This is a genomic window from Alkalispirochaeta americana, assembly GCF_900156105.1.
Classification (GTDB): domain Bacteria; phylum Spirochaetota; class Spirochaetia; order DSM-27196; family Alkalispirochaetaceae; genus Alkalispirochaeta; species Alkalispirochaeta americana.
Genome location: NZ_FTMS01000001.1, coordinates 174,391 through 188,974, shown reverse-complemented (window position 1 = coordinate 188,974; position 14,584 = coordinate 174,391). Strand labels below are relative to the sequence as shown.

The 14,584-nt window shown below is 59.6% G+C and carries 14 protein-coding genes; 3 read left to right on the top strand and 11 right to left on the bottom strand.

Annotated elements, in window-relative coordinates:
- Window positions 1-32: 32 nt before the first annotated feature.
- The 8 genes from BW950_RS00815 to BW950_RS00780 form a co-directional block, all read right to left on the bottom strand.
- On the bottom strand, window positions 33-2,060 hold the full coding sequence (locus tag BW950_RS00815; RefSeq protein ID WP_076487390.1) for an alpha-amylase/4-alpha-glucanotransferase domain-containing protein: 2,028 nt from the start codon (window positions 2,058-2,060) through the stop codon (window positions 33-35).
- Window positions 2,061-2,152: 92 nt separating this feature from the next.
- Entirely contained in the window at window positions 2,153-2,749 is a 597-nt protein-coding gene (locus tag BW950_RS00810) for an Rnf-Nqr domain containing protein (RefSeq protein WP_076487389.1), read from the bottom strand.
- 2 nt (window positions 2,750-2,751) lie between these two features.
- Window positions 2,752-3,324: an Rnf-Nqr domain containing protein gene (locus tag BW950_RS00805; protein WP_076487388.1), complete on the bottom strand. Its 573-nt coding sequence runs from the start codon at window positions 3,322-3,324 to the stop codon at window positions 2,752-2,754.
- Window positions 3,321-3,806 (bottom strand): hypothetical protein, encoded by a 486-nt coding sequence (locus tag BW950_RS00800; RefSeq protein WP_076487387.1) that lies wholly within the window; start codon window positions 3,804-3,806, stop codon window positions 3,321-3,323. The genes BW950_RS00805 and BW950_RS00800 overlap by 4 nt, the downstream gene beginning before the upstream one ends.
- Complete coding sequence (locus BW950_RS00795) at window positions 3,785-4,786, bottom strand: RnfABCDGE type electron transport complex subunit D (protein WP_076487386.1); 1,002 nt, start codon at window positions 4,784-4,786, stop codon at window positions 3,785-3,787. The genes BW950_RS00800 and BW950_RS00795 overlap by 22 nt, the downstream gene beginning before the upstream one ends.
- The gene (locus BW950_RS00790; RefSeq protein WP_083943620.1) at window positions 4,783-6,159 is read right to left on the bottom strand and encodes an RnfABCDGE type electron transport complex subunit C; all 1,377 of its coding nucleotides are present in this window, start codon (window positions 6,157-6,159) and stop codon (window positions 4,783-4,785) included. Before BW950_RS00790 ends, BW950_RS00795 begins: the two co-directional genes overlap by 4 nt.
- Before the next feature lie 5 nt (window positions 6,160-6,164).
- Window positions 6,165-7,802, bottom strand: coding sequence for a hypothetical protein (locus tag BW950_RS00785; RefSeq protein WP_076487384.1), 1,638 nt, complete (start codon window positions 7,800-7,802; stop codon window positions 6,165-6,167).
- A 1-nt stretch (window position 7,803) separates the two neighbouring features.
- Entirely contained in the window at window positions 7,804-8,319 is a 516-nt protein-coding gene (locus BW950_RS00780; RefSeq protein ID WP_234968991.1) for a divergent PAP2 family protein, read from the bottom strand.
- A gap of 28 nt (window positions 8,320-8,347) precedes the next feature.
- Between BW950_RS00780 and BW950_RS00775 the strand changes: the two genes are divergently transcribed.
- The 3 genes from BW950_RS00775 (at window position 8,348) to BW950_RS00765 (ending at window position 11,720) form a co-directional block, all read left to right on the top strand.
- Entirely contained in the window at window positions 8,348-9,436 is a 1,089-nt protein-coding gene (locus tag BW950_RS00775) for an RluA family pseudouridine synthase (RefSeq protein ID WP_076487382.1), read from the top strand.
- On the top strand, window positions 9,433-10,299 hold the full coding sequence (locus tag BW950_RS00770) for a hypothetical protein (RefSeq protein ID WP_076487381.1): 867 nt from the start codon (window positions 9,433-9,435) through the stop codon (window positions 10,297-10,299). Before BW950_RS00775 ends, BW950_RS00770 begins: the two co-directional genes overlap by 4 nt.
- A 125-nt stretch (window positions 10,300-10,424) precedes the next feature.
- Window positions 10,425-11,720, top strand: a complete 1,296-nt coding sequence (locus BW950_RS00765) for a tetratricopeptide repeat protein (RefSeq protein ID WP_076487380.1) — start codon at window positions 10,425-10,427, stop codon at window positions 11,718-11,720.
- Here the strand turns inward: BW950_RS00765 and pcnB are convergent.
- From pcnB to BW950_RS00750, 3 genes are all read right to left on the bottom strand, one after another.
- Window positions 11,688-12,866, bottom strand: a complete 1,179-nt coding sequence (gene pcnB / locus BW950_RS00760; protein WP_076487379.1) for a polynucleotide adenylyltransferase PcnB — start codon at window positions 12,864-12,866, stop codon at window positions 11,688-11,690. The genes BW950_RS00765 and pcnB overlap by 33 nt on opposite strands.
- Before the next feature lie 7 nt (window positions 12,867-12,873).
- The gene (locus BW950_RS00755) at window positions 12,874-13,701 is read right to left on the bottom strand and encodes an Mrp/NBP35 family ATP-binding protein (RefSeq protein ID WP_076487378.1); all 828 of its coding nucleotides are present in this window, start codon (window positions 13,699-13,701) and stop codon (window positions 12,874-12,876) included.
- A 106-nt stretch (window positions 13,702-13,807) separates the two neighbouring features.
- Window positions 13,808-14,560, bottom strand: a complete 753-nt coding sequence (locus tag BW950_RS00750; RefSeq protein WP_076487377.1) for an HAD family hydrolase — start codon at window positions 14,558-14,560, stop codon at window positions 13,808-13,810.
- Window positions 14,561-14,584 lie beyond the last annotated feature (24 nt).

The window sequence follows — 14,584 nt, the reverse complement described above, 5'->3', positions numbered from 1 at the left end:
CCGGATCAGAGCCCCCCGGAAGGTGGAGGGGGTTATCGATTCTGTTCCACTTTGACGGAAAGGGAGATGGTCCGGGCCTCGCCCGGGGAGAGATTCAGCGGCCAGCGAAAGACACTACAGTTTGACTGGTAAAACCAGTGAAGGCGATCTCCCAGAAACCCGACGGCCTCCACGGGAAAGCTCCACAGATCGGGCCGTTCCCCCGGATTGACCTGAATCCTCGTGTTATTGCGCAAATCATGAAACTGAATGTCCGATATCCCCTGAAGCTCAGTCATATCGGGGGCGATCTCCTGTCGCAAGCGCCCCTGACGGACGTGCAGGCGCAGACTGTCCACCTCAAGGGAATGGAAGGAGAGATTCAGCTCCACAGCAAAGACCGCCTCCAGAGCTTCCATCCCGGTGTTCTCGATCTCATAGTCAACCTCGATACGGTTCTTGATAAAGCGATACCGCTTCTGCAGGACCAACTCCACCAGGGTATCATCCGTTCGGCAGGTGCCCCGAAAAACGACAGCGTTGTGATCCTTGTCAAGAGATTTGATCTGGTATTCCAGGGAAGAGATGTCACAGAGAGAGCGCCGCTCCCCTCGGGAGAACTCGGCAGCGGTGTTTTCGGGCAGGAGGAGGTGGTCCACAAAACCGGCCCTGGGCCAGAGGTCGTACCCGGCCGTCACCGTGGCCTCGTCGTGGAATTCCTCGGGGCACCGCTGAAAGGTATCCAGATAATTCCAGTTCTTGCTGATGCAATCCAGCTCGAAGAGGCGTGCACCAAAGCGGTGAAGATAGGCGTTAATCTCGTTTCCCTGGTACAAAACCTCTTCGCGGCCATCCAGATCCACATCGACCCGGGAGATAGCCGGAATAAAAACGCCCCGCTCCCGCGTGGTCTTTTCGGCCTCTATCAGAGCCGCGTAGGTAGCCTTGCGCAGATTTGACCGATAGATTCCCCCGGAGCTGTTTGGCCAGTAAGCAAAATGGCTTTGCCCCCGCCACAGCTCCTCGCGGGCCGTCATTTTCCGGTACTTGTCCCCGCGAATCTGGTTTACCAGCACATGGGTATGCTGCATTCGGGCGTAGAGACGTGCACTCTCGGGATACATCTCCATGATCGAGCGGAAACTGCTCTTCTCCATCCGGAGTGCCTCGCCACTTCCCGGTGGTTCCCGATCTTCCTCGGAGGCTCCCTTCGGCGACAACCGCCCCAGGAGGGCCGATACCGTGCTGGCCGGTGCATAGACACGATCCACGGGCCGTCCCTGCTGAAGCATTCTGCCGGGCACATCCACATGAATCCAGTCCCGGTTTGCCGTCACCAGATCCAGAAACCGCTCGTACCACACCATGGCCGCAGCGGATTGCTCGGGGCTGTAGCCAATTTGAGCTCCGTTAAACATCAGGGCCACCACGGGCCGCAGGGCTGAATTGTCCCCTCCCTGCCGTGGGGGATTCTCTTCGTTCACACGCCTCAGGAAGGCCATCACATCCTCAGGGGTCTGCTGAAAGAGCGTCTCACTCAGATGATGCGCCACGGGAAGAACAAGAAGGGTTTTCCCCTGATCCTCGGTCAGGACGGGCCAGAACTGGTTCTCCAGAGGGAGCCCTCCGCCAAATACGGACTCCCGCAAGAGGACGTAATCCAGCCCGCCGGTATTCATGCTCGCCGCGATCCGCTGATCCCAGACGCTTTCAGGAACCCACGCGCCCCGAGGGCGTCGACCAAAGCACTTGCGCAGATGGGTGGTCATGCGCTCGATTTGACCAATTCTGTCCGTCTTGGGAATCAGAGGCAAGAGAGGCTCAAAAAAGGCTCCCCCCAGAAGCTCTACCTGCTTTCGCCGAACCATCTCCAGGAGAACATCGACAAACTCGGAATGGTGTTTCTCCAGCCACTCCAGAAGAAGTCCAGAATAGTAGAGCGTAAAGTTCAGATCCCTCCGATTGTAGAGAAGCTTTAGAAACGGCTTGATACTATACTCATACTGAGCTTTTTGATCAGCTTCGGAGAGATCGAGAATTTGGCTATTGTGGGAACCAAGAATGAGGTTAATCGAACTCATAACACCGAGCGAAGTTTACTCTCTCCTCCTTTGCCGTGCAACCCGGCCGGGATGATCCATCTGTATCTGGAAGGCATCGCCACATCCTGTAGTTACCACAGCGGATAAATAAATGAAGCAAGCAGGCCATCGATCTGCTGAAGCGCCAGGGCAAAAACTGCAGCAGCCAGAAGCACGATCACCTCACCCCGAAGGACCCGGGGCAAGCGAACCCCCTGGAGGTGTCGTATGACAGCCGCGACAGGAACCAGCGCACAAAAAAGCCCCAGCCCTGCCGCCGCAGCCACGGCAGGCATGAGGCGGAGGGAATCCACCTCGGCGGCGATCGCCATGGGCACCACAAAGAGGGTGCTGTTAAAGAAGACCACCGGGAGAACCCGGGCGCAGTGCTCCCGGGAGAAAGGGGAAAAAAACGAAACCAGCGCGATTCCTCCGGCAGAGGAGAAGGCCAGCACCCCCAGAAGGGAAACCGTTGCCAGATACTCCAGAGAAAGCGGAAGCAGAACAAACCGGAAAAGAGCTCCATAGAGCAGGGAGACCCATACCAGTGCAAGCGTTATACCGAGAGAAAAAAGAACACTCCGCCGAACCGATCGAACCAGATCAGGCAGGGGCCAGGGCGCCAGAAAATGGACCAGCACAACATTCTGTGCCACCGCCGCGGTCAGCAGCAAGGCTCCAAGTTGCATGTCTAATGATTCTCCTTGTGCGGGGAATCTCCCCGGACGGACACTTTATTTACCACAATACGCCCCAGGGCGAGCAGAAAAAGACCGAACGCAACAGAGTTGGCCGGCTTGAAGCCCCCCTGGATAATGGGAATGCGTATAACCGATAATATCACAAGACCCACAAGAAAACCCAAGGCCAACCCTGTTATTCGGCAGATCCGATCCGCATAGGATTCACCCCGGCGACAGCCCTCTCTCACCGGCCAGAGCATCACCCCCGAGACAGCGATGGATCGAAAAAGATAAAGCGCCCGGGTGGGCAGGATGATTCCGGCAAAGGCAAGGCCCAACTCTGTTAACGAAATGAGCGCTCCCCCCACGAGCAACACCACCAGCAACGAATAATCTGGCGGAAACCAGCGCTCCAGAAGTGCCGCGATGGCATGAGTGAGCACCAGCAACAGAGGAACAGCCAGAGCGAAGATCGCTGTCATATACCAGGATTGACTCGCGAAGAGGGCAAGGGGCAAAGCCAGGGGGGTCACCCACAGAGGATTCCCCTCGGCTACACCCTTTATTATGTCTCGGTTCATTCCACAGCCTCTCTTGTCCTGATGAGGTCCTGCCGGGCGCTCACCAGAGCCTGTTCAATGGCACCTCTCGTCCAGGTGGCCCCGCTGAGCCCATCGAGCGTTCCCCGGGAGAGGAGTTGCTCCAGATAGGGCCCTTCGTAGCCCTGGACGACAAGAAACCGGTCAAGGGAAAGATTCTCCCGGAGATACAAGAGCAAATCCAGCCGGGACTGATACCCCCGGGCGCTGGTCCGGATCACTACTCCCCCTGTGGAGGGGACCTCCCAGTAGTCCCGGCCCTCCAGAGTCACCCCCTGCGGGGCCATCTCCGCACCATGGGATACCTCCCGGAGCGCCCGGGCCAATTCCCTGGCCTGAATTCGTTCCGCTCCGGGGCCAAAGACCAGATGAGCCGTCAGAACCACCAGGAGCACGCCCAGAACCAGCCCCAGGGTTTTTCCTGTTCGTTGCAAGGATTCCTTCACCACCGCCTCACCTTGCATACCAGAATATCCAGAAGAGGAATAAAAAAGCCGGCGATAAAAACCGCTGCTGTTGCAGGGATCACCACCTCCCGGGAAACCCAGAAGAGGGCAGCCAGGGATCCCGCCAGAATACCGAAGGCAGCCATCCCCCCCCGGGAGGAAGGTCGACTACCGGGATCAGCCAGGACAAAGACAAGAACAAAGACCGCGTTGGTCATAAACATCGCCTGAAGCGGATCTCCCCCGGCAAGCCCCTCCCCCAGGGGAAGCCCCCCCAGGAGCCACACCAGCCCCAGATAGGAGAGAAGAAAGAGAAGGGACGTTACCGCTGGCGCAAGATCCTCACCGAAAACAATCATCGCCCCCAGAAGCGACGGCCAAACCAGCCCCGCCGTCATGGCAGATCCCGAAAGCCCCGTCTCTCCCAGAATGAGACTCCAGGCCTCCCGGGGAACCCGGACGCCCAAGGGCTCCAGAAGAAAATGCTCAAGGGAAGGCACAGCCTGAGAAAGCAATTCCGGAAGAAAGGAGAAGAGCGTCGCCCCTCCTCCCTCAAGGACCGTTCCCGCCGAAGGAACCAGGGCTCCCGCCAGGGCGATTCCCACCAGAGAAGGATGAATCCAGTACCGCCCCGGTCCGCCAAAAAGCCAGACTCCGGCAAAGACCGTCAGCAGCGAGGCCGCCGTGGCGATGACCGGATCCACCGATACCGGCAACAGGGCGGCCACCACCAGGCCGAGATAGACCGCCCGCCCCTCCGAGGGAAGGGCCGATTGTCCCGAAAGCAACGCAGCGGCAAGCAGATCGGCCAGGACCGCTCCCGTTACGGAGGCTACCACCAGGATCAGAGCCGGAACACCGCCCCGCAGCACCCCCGCTATTACCGGGATTGCTGCGGCCACGACAAGCCTCCAGTAGATCCCGTGGACGGTGAGATACCGAAAGGAATGAGGAAACTGCGGGAGCTCTACAGCTCCTGCAGCAACTCTATCGTTCATAACCACCCCTCTGCATGTTTTCTCTGCATTCTCTTGCCTCGCCGCAACCGCTCCACCAGAGGGATGCGGGAAGGACAGACGTGAGCGCACAGACCGCACTCAACACACCGCATCAAGTCCGACGCAGCCTCCCCGCCAGGCCCCTCGGCCAGGACGTTGCAAACCTGGACGGGGAAGATTCCAGCCGGGCAGGCTCGCAGGCAGGCCCCGCAGGAGAGGCAGGCCATTTCTGCACCGGCCCGCACATCTTCGTGGGTAAGGGCAAGAAGGGCCGAAACCCCCTTGGGGAGAGGTGCTTCAATGTTGTGAATAGCCCTTCCCGTAAGCGGTCCTCCAGCAATAATCCGGGCCGGCGCAGACCGCAGCGCTCCGCATTCAGCAAATATATCGGCCACAGGCGTTCCTACCTTCACCCGCACGTGGGCCGGCCGCTTCACAGCCCCCCCTCCCACGGCTACCACCTGATCTGTCTGGGGCTTTCCCAGGACCACCGCCTCGTAGACGGCCAGAGCAGCAGCGGGGTCGATCACCAGAACGGTCCCGCTCTCCTCGCGGAGAGCCCTGTACGACAAGACCTTCCGGCGTATCTGTTCCTCCAGATTTGCCGGGTAACGCCGGGCAACCCGATGGATTCGAAGGGTTTTTCTCCAGGCAGTTCCCGCGCTGGCCTGGCGCACCGCCCGGCACGCCCCGCGATCGCCCCGGACGGCCACAATGTGCCATCTTTCGGCCCGGGCAATCCTGGCGGCGATCTGAAAACCCGTAAGGACTTCCCGGGCATAATGGATGGCTATTTCCCTGTTTGCCGTCATGTACGGCTCGGTCTCGGCCATATCAAGAACCACCACGGGGGGGACCACATCCCACCCCCGTCGAAGGTACAGATGAAGGGGCACGGGGGAACGGCCGCTCAAAATAATGCCGGCGTTCCGAACCAGACCTCGCAGTTCTTCCGGCTCCAGCCCCTCCCATTCATTTTCTTCCCGCTGCCGCCCCAGGCGATCGAACTCACCCGAAAGCTCGATCTTTACAGCGAGACTTCGGGTGCCATCCAGGAGCTCTGTCATCCCCACCGTGGCAACGCGACCGGGAACCGGTGCATGCACGGGAAGCGCAAACCGCCCCGACCCATCGGCAATCGGCATCTCCTCTCGCACCTGGTCTCCCCGACGCACCAGCGGCGACACCAGACTTCCCGCGTGCTGTTGCAACGGCACGACACACACCGCAGGCACCGCGGCATTCCAGAAGCCCCCCTCAAGTTGCCGTTCTTCCCGCAGCGGGCGGATTCCACCAACGCCAACTCTGCTGACAGAACGCTCCCTGACAGCCTTTCCTCTGATACCACGCATCCCAATATTAATAGAACCCATAGTTGCTACTCCACTTTTCTCGAGGCAAGCCCAACCGTACCAAGCCGACTCCGGTAGGGCAAGCGCATACCACCGACAAGAGCCAATCCGCCTGCAAGAAAGGCAAGAAAGGCCCACCCCGCCCGGGCCTCCAGGACCGGGCGCAACTTCAGCTCCCGATGAGCGATCATCGTCCGCGTTCCCTCGGAGGTGAAAAGCCGATAAACCGACTGGGGCGAAGGTTCAAACTGGGCCTCCAGCCAGGCCAGGTCAAAGACCAGCCTGGTTTCGGGGAAATCCATGATTCGCCCTTCCTCCCGGGTAAAGCGAGTCAGTTCGATCCGTTCTCCCAGGTCGGGCACAGAGAAATCTCCTCCGTAGAGCAGTGATTGCTGGTACCTGCGGTGAGCCAGATAGCCCGCTATGGAGAGAGGATATTCTCCGGGGGGGCGTTTCAACCCCACCGAGAGAACCTGCTCATCCCAGGACATGTCCTGATCGCCCTTCGGCACCTGCCAGGGAACGGGAATAACCAGCCCGCCCGTTCCGGAAGCAGGGGCAGAAGAAACAGCTCGGGGACCTTCAGCCAGGGAAAGAAGAAGCGGCACAGCCAGAACAGCAAGAAGAGCACCACCGGCAGCTATCCGGAACACCACCGGACGGGCAGGAGGCCGTCCGGCAAGAATCTGCCGGGAGATAAAAAGCCGGTGCTCCCGTCGATCTTCCCTCCAGACTCCGACGAAAAAAGAGAGAAGCCAGAGAAACCCCAGAACAAGGAAAAAAAGAAGAAACGACAGAACCCCTCGGGAGCCGGCAGCTCTGTGGCTTCCAACGATCACCGCCACGGTGATACCCGCCGCCACCGCCGCAGAGACGGAGACACGCAGAAACTCCCTGTCCTTTCCTGGAGGGACTCTGTAGGAAAGCCACTCCACCTCCCTCCGGGCGGAGTGATCCTGCCATATCGCCCAGGCAAGAAAGAGCAGCACTGCCCCGGCCTCTTCCACAGGGCCGGAGCCGACGCCATAAAGGACCGTCACCACCCCCGCCAGTACCACCGGCCACCACCGGCGGCGTACAAACACCAGCGACGCCAGGGCTGCCACCGCCGCAGAAGCACCGGCAAAGGGGGAGGGCGATCTGCCGGAACCGGCGATCTCTACAGACAGCCCCTCAAGAAGGAGGAGGAGCTCCTCTCTCCCCCTGATACGGGCCCGCTCCCCGGCGACGCCCTCTCCCTCGACCAACCCCTGGAGGGAGCGCTGGGTGGGGAGAAAAATCAACTCCATCTCCTGCGTATCCAGGCGCCCCCGGAAGAGTTCCGGCAGAGCTCGCAGGAACGGATCAAGCCGGGGATCTCCCTGATCAAAGCGGGAAGCCAGTTCAGCCACGGGGATATGACTTTTCTGGAAAAAATCTTCCACCTCCACCGTGGCGGTATACCGGTCCAAAGGCGCCTTTCCTGCATCCACCAGGCGCTGCCTCACCTCCTGGAGAGACTCCTCCTCGGGGACCAGAATCACCTCGAAGGAACTCCAGGGAGCAGCCATGGCCTTGGTATCACCGGGAGCAGCCCTCATCATCGCTATTGACGAGGCCAGGATCAGGAGTACCACCAGAAAAATCCGGACCAGATGGGTGTGGCGATCGTTCTGACGAGCCATATCAAAGGAGAATAAATCCGGTGGCGATGACAAACCCGAGGAGCGCCCCCACACAGACCTCGGAAAGGGTGTGGCCGCTCACCTCTTTCACCGGCAAAAAGGGGATATCCATCTTTTGGGAAAGCTCCCGTCCCAGGCGGTTCAGAGCCTGCGCCTGGAGGCCCGAAGCACGGCGCACACCCAGGGCATCCCGAATGATCAGCCCCCCGTAAAAAAGCGAAAGCACAAACAGGGGAGAACTCCCCCCCTGGGAGAAGCCGATCGCCGTGGCCAGACCCGTTACCAGGGCTGAATGGCTCGAGGGCATGCCCCCGGTTTTCCAGATAAAGACAGCCACCATATCCCGGGACCCTCGGGTTTTTCCCCGCCCGTAATCGATTACCATCTTCAGGAACTGCGCGAGAAACCAGCTAAAAAAACCCGCCAGAAAAATTCGGCTCGAAACGAGATCATATACATAGTGGAAAGACGGATTGCGCACCGGGAGAGTTTCACCGCTGTATCTGCCCTTTGTCAAGTCTGCCTGAAGCAGCTACAATCACGGCATGATATCTCTTGCGGTCAAAAACGACGATCACCAGCGCCGGCTGGATCGGGTCCTGAGAAAAGCTTTCCCCCAGATTCCCCCGGGAGCCCTGGCCCGGGCAGTCCGACGCGGTGCAGTGCGGGTAAACGGCAGACGCTGCCACCACAATAGCCGCCTCCAGGAAGGCGATATCATAACAGCCCCCTCCTGGGAGAGCTCACAGGAAGAGCCCTCTCCGTCGGGGTCACCCGAAAAAACCCGGGAAACGGCCCACGAGCCCCGCCTGCAGAACGACCAGATCATCGCCGGCTCCTGGACTATTCCCATCCTGGAACGGACACCCCACTGGATCGCCCTTTCCAAACCCCAGGGGCTATCCTCCCAGGGTCCGGCTTCCCTCGAAGGAATCCTTCGGGACATCGCCCGGGCCCGGGGGTGGTGGAAGGAGAGTCTCAGTTTCCGGCCCGGGCCGGTCCACAGGCTGGATCGCAACACCACGGGGGTACAACTCTTTGCCCTTTCAACCCGGGGTGCCCAGGACCTCAGCCAGGCCTTCCAGACCGAAGGCGGGACGGTAAAATTATACCTGGCGGTCCTGCAGGGCCGCCTCACGGACCCCCTCTCGGTGGATCTGCCCCTGTGTTACCTCAACGAGAAACGAAAGGCCTATCCCCGGGGTTCGCTCCAGGACTTTTCCCCCAAAGAACCCCCGCGCTACGCTCCGGCCCGAACCGAGATAATCCCCCTGGTCGGAGACAGGAAATCCACCCTGGCAGCAGTGATCCCTCACACCGGACGAACCCACCAGATCCGGTGTCACTGCGCCGCCGCCGGCTATCCCCTGGAGGGAGACAGAAAGTACCAGCCCCGAAAGCCCGCTGGAACCGCCTCCCGGCCTGTCGGCAGGTTTGGTTCTCATTACCTTCTTCACGCACGAGCCCTGATAATTCCCGGCCTCTCCGCAAGCTGGACAGCTCCCCTTCCTCCTGAGGGAGCCAGAAACCTGGCGGCGGCCTTCGGGAATCTTGCAGAAATACTGGTCCGGGCCGATGGGCTGGCCGCAAAAGCTTGTCCACCCTCGTCCCGGAGCGCTACAATAAACCCATGAGCCACTTCTTCTCCAACCTCTTCTGGTTTTTCCGGGGGGTTCAGGTCTACGCCCTGGTCGGCAAAAGCGGCACCGGTAAAAGCTTCCGGGCGCGATTGGTCATGGAAAAATACGGCATCAGCCTCCTGATAGATGACGGCCTCCTGATCGAAGACCAGCGGATCGTGGCCGGCAAATCGGCGAAGCGGGAGGAGGCCTACATGGCGGCGGTCCGAACGGCCCTGTTCACCGAACGGTCTCACCGGCGAACCGTGCGGCACGCCGTCGAGAAATCAAAGTTCAAGAAGATTCTTGTCCTGGGAACGTCGGACCGGATGATCCTCAAAATATGCAGCGCCCTGAAACTGCCGGAACCAAAACGGATTATTCGAATAGAAGAGATCGCCACAGCCGAGGAAATCCGCACAGCCATCACCCATCGAACTACCTCGGGGCGGCACGTCATACCCGTTCCTTCAATTGAGGTTCGACGAAACTATCCCAAAATCATGGGAGACTCGATCCGGGTAATCTGGAAACGCGGCATGGGGCTGGTACAGCGGGACAAGGCCTACGAGAAAACGGTAGTCAGACCATCCTTCAGCAGCAAGGGAACGGTCACTATCAGCGAGGCGGCCCTTACCCAAATGATCATGCACTGCGTGGCCGAGAAAACACCCGGTCTCAACGTCAGCAGGGTGAGCATCAGCACCGACCACCGGGGCTACCGGATAGACGTGCATCTGCGCGTCCCCTACCGACTAGAGCTCAAGGGAAGCATCTACGGCTTGCAGCAGTACGTGGTGGATCACGTCGAGCGTTTTACCGGCATCATCATCGACGCCCTCAACATTATCATTGATAACGTGACAGACACCCACTAGACTGAAGGCACTGGACTGAAGGCACCAGACTGAAGGATTGAAAAGCCCGGCCGAAGAGCGAACAGACCGGAAAACTACACAGGTACTGCAAAGACGCCGATAGTTTTACCAATATGGAGGAACCCATGACCGACCGACCCTTGCAAAGACAGGCAGGATCAGTTTCTGCAACGATCCCGCTGGTGCTGGCCTTTTCCCTGCTCATGATAATCGGTGCCCTTCCGGAACCGGCCCACGGGAACAGCAGGCCCCATCAGGTCCGCAGCGAGCACTATCTTGTTATTTCCCGGACAAGCCAGGCCGAGGCCGAAGACGTGGCAGACACCATGGAAGCACTGCTGAGCCTCTACAACCGGAAGTTTCGCTTCCCCCTGGAAACACTGGAAACACCCTTCCGGGTGGAGCTCTTTGGAAGCCCCCGGGAGTTCGATCAGTTTCTTCCGGAATCCCTGGAGAGGGGAGATCATCACTTCGTCTATCTCCACTACGACGACCCCGCAAAAAACACCCTGGCCGGTCTCGATTTCTCCCGAAATGCAGCCCATGGCCGGGAGGGAAATGACCACCCGGGGCGGATGCAGCTCCCTCCTGCCCTGGTCCACCAGAGCTTTGTCCAGTTCTTTCGTGCCTTCGTGCCAAACCCGCCCCTGTGGATACGGGAAGGCTTCGCCCTGCATTTTGAGGCAGTCCAGTACGATCCGGAGTACCGGACCATCAGCTTTCGGGAGAACCTGAACTGGCTGGATCCCTTGCAGGATATCCTGTCAGGGCGCTCCGAAGCCACACCCATGGCATTGGAGGAGATTCTGGCGGTCACCCCCCGGGAAGTCCTCGAGAGCAGCTCTGTCTTCTATCCTCAAGCCTGGGGGATGATCTCCTTTCTCCTGAACGCCGAGGATCCCGAGATAAACCGGGTTCTCTGGGACAGCATCAGCGCCCTTTCGGAGGAAGCAAGTCTGGAAGAGAATGTCCGCCGGGTCTACCGCAGCGCCTTCCGGTGGATCGAGCAGGAGCGCCTGGAGGAAGCCTTTCTGTCCTACATCAGTTCCCGGAACACCTTCCGGGGATGGGTCGAGAAGGGAGTTTCAGCCTTTCACCGCCAGGAACTGGAGGAAGCCGAGGAGAGCTTTACTCAAGCAGCTTTCATTGAGGAAGATCACTACGTGCCGCCGTATTTTCTGGGTCTGATTCATTACCAGCGAGGCGACCACGACCGGGCCGACCAGTTCTATCAGCGCGCACTCGATCGCGGTGCCGACAGAGCCACCACACTCTACGCGCTGGCCGTTACCGCCTTTGCCTCGGACCGCCTGACGGAGGCCGAGGAATACCTGAAAGAGGCGATTCTTCTGGAGCCTGAATACCAGGACCGGGCAGAAGAACTATTGTCACGCCTTCGGCGTCGACGGGGCCGCTCCTGAGGGAGCGCGCCCGCCTTCGTTGCCACCGCCAGACCTCTTTCTGGGCCGCCGACGACGGTGCCTGCCGGCGCGATGATCATCGCGGTACTCGGCAGGCTCCTCACGCAGAAGGCGCCCCTTGTTCCGGAAGATTTCCCGCAGGGCGGCTTCGACTTCCTTGTTGGCAGGAGTGACCGGCTGAAGAAACTCCTTCATGGCGTAGTACCCCTCCCGGAAGGGAATTCGTTGCTGGTCCGCAAAGGGGCCAAAATCCAGCAGATAGTCGGCACAGAAGAAACACAGCAGGTCCTTTCGATCCAGCCCTTCCGAGGAAGAAGCCCTCTTCCGGTCAAGAGCTTCCAGGCGATCAAGCAATTTTTGCCGATAGTGCTTGTTCGAAAGAGCCAACTCTGCCGGCACAGGAAGGATATAGCGAAACGCATCGAGCCGCAGGAGCTGGTCGATGATCGCGCCAGCAGACCCCGTGGAGAGGATCTTGAAGAGCTCTTCGGTCATGCGGCTCGAGGGAACCTCGGCCAGAAGGGCCCGGTCCTGCTTGATACGCCGCGTCACGCGCCAGGGGAGGCGCAACGACCCTGCCTGGGCGTACTTCACGGCCCGGATGATCCGCACCGGATCTTCACAGAAAATTCTCGAAAGAGGAATAACCGGTTGCAGCACTCTCTTGCGGATATGCTCCACGCCACCCACGTAATCGATCACCCGGTTGTCCAGGGGATCCAGAAAGAGCGCGTTGGCGGTGAAGTCCCGGCGTTGCACATCCTCTTCTATGGAACCGTAGACGTTCTTGAACCCTTCGGCCTCGCAACTGCGAAAGGTGGAGACCTCAATGATTTTATCACGAAAAAGAATATGCACCAGGCGGAAGCGCTTGCCGATAACCCGACTGTTGCGGAAGATCTTCCGGATCTGGGCCGGCGTGGCCGAACAGGAGACATCAAAATCCTTGGGGCTCTTCCCCAGGAGAAGATCTCGCACCGCACCGCCAACGATATACGCCTCGTAGCCGTGCTGCTGCAACCGCCGCACCACCTTGACCGCATCGTGATCGATCTGTTCAGGCTTTATACCATGATCGGCTGCGGTATAAACAAGAGCACTTTGAACAATCCGCCCTTCATGAGACCGGGAGTAACGTTTTCGCACCGTTTGCTTAATCCTTTCCGGAAGGGTCTTCTGGTGACTCCTCGCACCAGGCCATAACGCGATCGAGAATCCCCGCAAGCTCACGCCCCGTGGCGGTCTCGGGATGGTCGGCCACAAAGGGACGCCCCGTATCGCCGGAGCGCACCAGGCGCGGATCCAGCGAGACCCGTCCCAAAAAGGGCACCGAGAGCTCCCTGGCGGCCCGCTCTCCGCCACCGTGACCGAAGAGCGCCATCCCCTCGCCATCGGACATGTTTTCCACAATTCCAATAACGGGGATATTCATTTGGAGTGCAAAATCAACGCTTTTGCGGGCATCCAGCACCGCCACATCCTGGGGTGTCGTGACAATAACAGCCCCTGTTACAGGAGCAGCATACTGGCCAATAGTAAGCACCTCGTCCCCCGTTCCGGGAGGCGTATCAATCACCAGATAATCCAGATCAGACCAGACCACACAGGCCAGAAACTGGCGAATCACACCCAGTTTCATGGGTCCGCGCCAGATGAAAGCTTTTCGGGGATCATGACCGATATTTCCCACGCTTGCCAGCCGAAGGTGAGGAGCCACCGGAACGGGCTCTATCTCGTCTTCGCCCAGGGGCGTAAAACAGGCCTTCTCCACTCCCAGCATCAACGGCAGATTGGGGCCATGCAAATCGGTATCCAGGAGTCCCGTCTCGCGTTCTCCCTGGGCCAGGAGCCAGGCAAGATTCGCGCTGATCGTCGATTTTCCCACACCCCCCTTGCCGCTCATAACGGCAACCCGGAATCGTATCCGTTCCAGGCGCCGGGCAAGCATGATATCCTGAGGATTATCGGATTGTTCCATCATGTCCCTGATCGTACCACAGGAAACGGGCTATGGGCTACACCCGAAAACCGGTCCGACCGGGGCAGAATGAAAAATTGAATCGATATTCAAATATTTATTGCTCTTACTATTTATCTCGTGCTGTTATCGCATCTGTGTCCCGGCCGGAACGGGAGTTCAGGAGCGAGGGAATATCTGCGATGCTCTCCAGGACCGCATCACAGCCCCCCTCAAGCTTGTCCCGCCCCAGCGCTCCCGTGAGGACCCCCACCACCAGCGCCGCTTTGGCGTTTCGCCCCATGGCCAGATCGTGCCAGGTATCACCCACCACCGCCACGGACCGGGGATCAACCCCCACAGCCCGGGCAAAGGCCTCTACCACTGCCGGATCGGGTTTTTTCGCATCCCCGCTGTCGTATCCAGCGATCCAGGAAAAGAACCCTGCCAGATCAAACCGCTCCAGGGTGGCGCGAGCCGCTGCCTCGGAATCGCTCGTAGCCAGCCCCAGGGGGTAGCCCGCACGGCGAAGCTCTCCAAAAAGCCCGGAAAGGTCGCACACCGCCACGGACGCCCCGGGCCCCATCAGGGAGCTGGCGCTATCGATCATCGCCTGAAGATCCTCCAGGGAGTAGCCTGTAACCAGGGGACCCCAGGCCCGGGCGATATCCCCGGAGTTCCCCGCCGCGATCGGCCCGTCGGGAAGAAACGTATCCGTCCCGGGATCGTACCCGGCAGCTCGCAACAGCTCGTCTGAAAGGCCCCGGTTACCTCCGGCGGCCTCCAGGGAGACCTTTCGCATCACCGGAATCCAGGTCTTCCGAAAGTCAAAGAGGGTCCCGTCTTTATCGAAAAGAATTGCCCGAACGTCTCTCATTTTCATACTCTTTCCTCATGGATTTTTCAC

Bases quoted from the DNA above. Each gene is read 5' to 3' on its own strand.
- BW950_RS00770 (WP_076487381.1), top strand. From the start codon at position 9,433: ATGAGCCACTTCTTCTCCAACCTCTTCTGGTTTTTCCGGGGGGTTCAG.
- BW950_RS00765 (WP_076487380.1), top strand. From the start codon at position 10,425: ATGACCGACCGACCCTTGCAAAGACAGGCAGGATCAGTTTCTGCAACG.
- BW950_RS00800 (WP_076487387.1), bottom strand. From the start codon at position 3,806: ATGCAAGGTGAGGCGGTGGTGAAGGAATCCTTGCAACGAACAGGAAAA.
- BW950_RS00775 (WP_076487382.1), top strand. From the start codon at position 8,348: ATGATATCTCTTGCGGTCAAAAACGACGATCACCAGCGCCGGCTGGAT.
- BW950_RS00815 (WP_076487390.1), bottom strand. From the start codon at position 2,060: ATGAGTTCGATTAACCTCATTCTTGGTTCCCACAATAGCCAAATTCTC.
- BW950_RS00785 (WP_076487384.1), bottom strand. From the start codon at position 7,802: ATGGCTCGTCAGAACGATCGCCACACCCATCTGGTCCGGATTTTTCTG.
- BW950_RS00805 (WP_076487388.1), bottom strand. From the start codon at position 3,324: ATGAACCGAGACATAATAAAGGGTGTAGCCGAGGGGAATCCTCTGTGG.
- BW950_RS00750 (WP_076487377.1), bottom strand. From the start codon at position 14,560: ATGAAAATGAGAGACGTTCGGGCAATTCTTTTCGATAAAGACGGGACC.
- BW950_RS00795 (WP_076487386.1), bottom strand. From the start codon at position 4,786: ATGAACGATAGAGTTGCTGCAGGAGCTGTAGAGCTCCCGCAGTTTCCT.
- BW950_RS00755 (WP_076487378.1), bottom strand. From the start codon at position 13,701: ATGATGGAACAATCCGATAATCCTCAGGATATCATGCTTGCCCGGCGC.
- BW950_RS00790 (WP_083943620.1), bottom strand. From the start codon at position 6,159: ATGGGTTCTATTAATATTGGGATGCGTGGTATCAGAGGAAAGGCTGTC.
- BW950_RS00810 (WP_076487389.1), bottom strand. From the start codon at position 2,749: ATGCAACTTGGAGCCTTGCTGCTGACCGCGGCGGTGGCACAGAATGTT.